Origin of the sequence: Pseudomonas sp. TJI-51, from assembly GCF_000190455.2 — a bacterium.
Classification (GTDB): Bacteria; Pseudomonadota; Gammaproteobacteria; order Pseudomonadales; family Pseudomonadaceae; genus Aquipseudomonas; species Aquipseudomonas juntendi.
Genome location: NZ_AEWE02000003.1, coordinates 1 through 2,739 on the forward strand (window position 1 = coordinate 1; position 2,739 = coordinate 2,739).

Annotated in this window: 3 protein-coding genes; all 3 read right to left on the reverse strand. The window is 65.9% G+C overall.

The window, feature by feature from the left end; all coding sequences use genetic code 11:
* Positions 1 to 35: 35 nt before the first annotated feature.
* Positions 36 to 893 carry an HlyD family secretion protein gene (locus G1E_RS00485; RefSeq protein WP_009684630.1) on the reverse strand — a complete coding sequence of 286 codons (858 nt, stop codon included), beginning with the start codon at positions 891 to 893 and terminating at the stop codon, positions 36 to 38.
* Positions 894 to 905: 12 nt separating this feature from the next.
* Positions 906 to 1,112: a DUF1656 domain-containing protein gene (locus tag G1E_RS00490; RefSeq protein ID WP_009684629.1), complete on the reverse strand. Its 207-nt coding sequence runs from the start codon at positions 1,110 to 1,112 to the stop codon at positions 906 to 908.
* On the reverse strand, positions 1,099 to 2,739 hold a 1,641-nt coding region (locus G1E_RS00495; RefSeq protein WP_047149554.1), incomplete at its 5' end, for an FUSC family protein. The genes G1E_RS00495 and G1E_RS00490, both read right to left, overlap by 14 nt.

The following is a 2,739-nucleotide window of genomic DNA, read 5'->3' on the forward strand; positions in this document are numbered from 1 at the left end:
CATGTTCCTGTAGTGGCGGGTGCCTGGGCCCCGGCTCACGGCTCATGCACTTGCACACTCGCAGTCATCCCCGCACTCAGGGTCACGCCGTCGGGCACCTGGTCCAGGCGGATTCTCACCGGTATCCGCTGGGCCAGCCGCACCCAGTTGAAGGTCGGCTCAACCTCCGGCAGCAGCTGGCTGTCCGGGTTGCTGTTGCTGTCGGTGATGCCGCGGCTGATGCTTTCTACATGCCCCTGCATGGGTTCACCCGCGCCCATCAGCCAGACCTTTACCGGGTCACCCACGCGAATGCGCGGCAGCTTGGTTTCCTCGAAGTAGGCCTGGATATAGAACGTCGAATCGTCCACCAAGGCCATCACCGACTGGCCGGTGTTCACGTAGTTGCCTTCGGCCAGGCGCAGGTTGGTGATATGCCCGCTGCGCGGCGCACGCACTTCACTGCGCGCCAGGTTGATTTTCGCCACCTGCAGCTGCGCCTGGGCTTCCTGCAACTCGCCACGGGCGATGGCAGCATTGATCTGCGCGTTCTCCCGCAGCTCGGCACTGATCGCCCCGGGCCCCAGGGCGGTACGCCGGGCTGCTTCACTCTCGCGCAGGCGCAACTGCTGGGCGCGGGTTTGCGTCACCGCACTGGCCTGGTCGAACGCGGCCTGGAAACGCTCGCGGTCGATGCTCATCAACAGCTCACCCGCCTTGACCTGCTGGTTGTCATGCACCTTGAGCTGGCGCACCCAGCCGGAAACGTCAGGTGCAATCACCACCACATCGGCGCGCACACGGGCATCCCGGGTCCAGGGGGTAAGCATGTAGTACTGCCACAATTGGTAGCCGGCCAACACGGCCAGGGCCACCACACACAGGGTTACAAGAGTACGTACGGCCGCACGCATCGAAACACTCCTTTAAAAAGCTCCCAACAGGCGTACCACCAGGAACAGCACACAAACGAAAACCGCCGCATCGAACAGCGCTTCATGCCAGATCCAGCGCGCCAACGGTGTGGCCTGCACCAGCAGGCGCAGCAGGCCGGTAAGCACCAGCGCCAGCAACACATAAAGCAGAAACGGGCTGAGCAGCACGCCGCCCACTTCCCATTCACGCAACCCCATGGGCTTCCTCCTGCCAGCGGCACCACTTGCCCCAGCTTTTCTGCAATTGCAGCACCGCGCCCTCGGCCAACCGCAGCGGGTCGCTCGCAGGCTGGCGGTGCAACGCAGCAATGAACCGTTCGCTGGCACTGTCCAGCTGTTGCCCGCGCCCGGCGGCAGGCCCTTTGGCCAGTACCGCCTCCACTTGCTGCAGGTACTCCCGCTCGGCGCCGCCCAACGGCGCCTGCGCGACCGCCAGGCACATGCGCAGGTGCACCAGTTCATCACCGATATCCAGCCCGTGCAGGCCATCGTCCCAGCGCTTGCGCTCGCCCTCGGGCAACTCGCTGGCATGCCGCGCCAACTGCATCAGGCGGTCGGCCATGCGCCCGCCGAACCAGGTATCGGCCCCGCGCAGGTCACGCCGGGTCAGGCGCACCAGGTCACTCTGGGTTGCAGCACGCAGGCGCCGCCCAAGCCAGGCCGGGTGACGGAACACCAACAAGCGAAACGCCATGACCGCTGCCGACACCCCTACCAGCATGGCCAGGGCACTGTTGAGCATGGTCGCCACGCTGAACTGCATGGCATTCACCGGCGACACCAGTACGATGAAGTGCAGGCAATAAGAGGTGGCAGTGGCGCCGGTACGCGGGTGGGCCATACCCAGCGCGCCGAACAACAGCGGCACGCCCATGCCCAGGCAAAGCAGCGCGAAGCTGCTCCATTGCGGCAGCAGAATCTGCCCGACCAGGAACGCTGCCGGTATGGCCAGGCAGATCCCGCGCAGGAAACTCAAGCCAATCTGGGCGCCATTCTCGCGGCTGGCGAACAGGCTGCAGACCACACAGGTCAGCACCAGGCCGCCCGGCGCCGAAGGCCAGGCGGTGGCCAGCCAGAAAGCGCTCATCACCAGAAACGCCAGTGCGCTACGCGAACCGAACAGCAAGGCCAGCGACCAATCGCGGTGCACGGCCAGGCCTTGGCCGACATCCTTCGGCGCCGTGCCCGCTTCCACAGCCTCCAGCGCCTGGCCGGCGGCCATTGCGTAATCCAGCAGCAGGGCCATGCGCGCCAGGCAGTAATGCTCAACCGAACTTATATGCTCATCGTGCGCGGCATCCCAGACGCGCTGGCGCAGCACCAACAGGCTGGGCTGGTCGGGCTTGTCCAGCAGCGCCCGAACTTCAGACAACCAGGGGGCCAGGTGTTCCGCCTGCTGCTCATCCAGTTGCCGCCACTGTCGGCGCACCGACCGGGAAATACGCAACAGCACCATCAGCTTCTGGCTTAGCCCCCGAATGGCACGGGCACGCTGACGCCCGCGGTTGCCTTCGAACCAGGCATGCTCGCGCTGGCTGTCGATGGCAACGATGCGCCCCAGGCTCTCCAGCAAGCCCCTGCGTGCATCGTCCTCGCCACCCAGCATCGCACTGGCGGCCTGCAGACCGTTCTGCCAGGCCTGACGCGCCTGGCCGCCAAGCTGCTGCTCGACCCGCATCGGCCAGAGCAAGGCACTGCTGGCCGTGGCGCAGAAAATACCCAGGCTGATCTCGGTGCAGCGGGCCACCGCCTGGTCGAACACCTGCAGGGGGTGGTCGATGGCCGGCAAGGTGATGATCGCTGCCGTGTAGCCGGCCAGCACGAA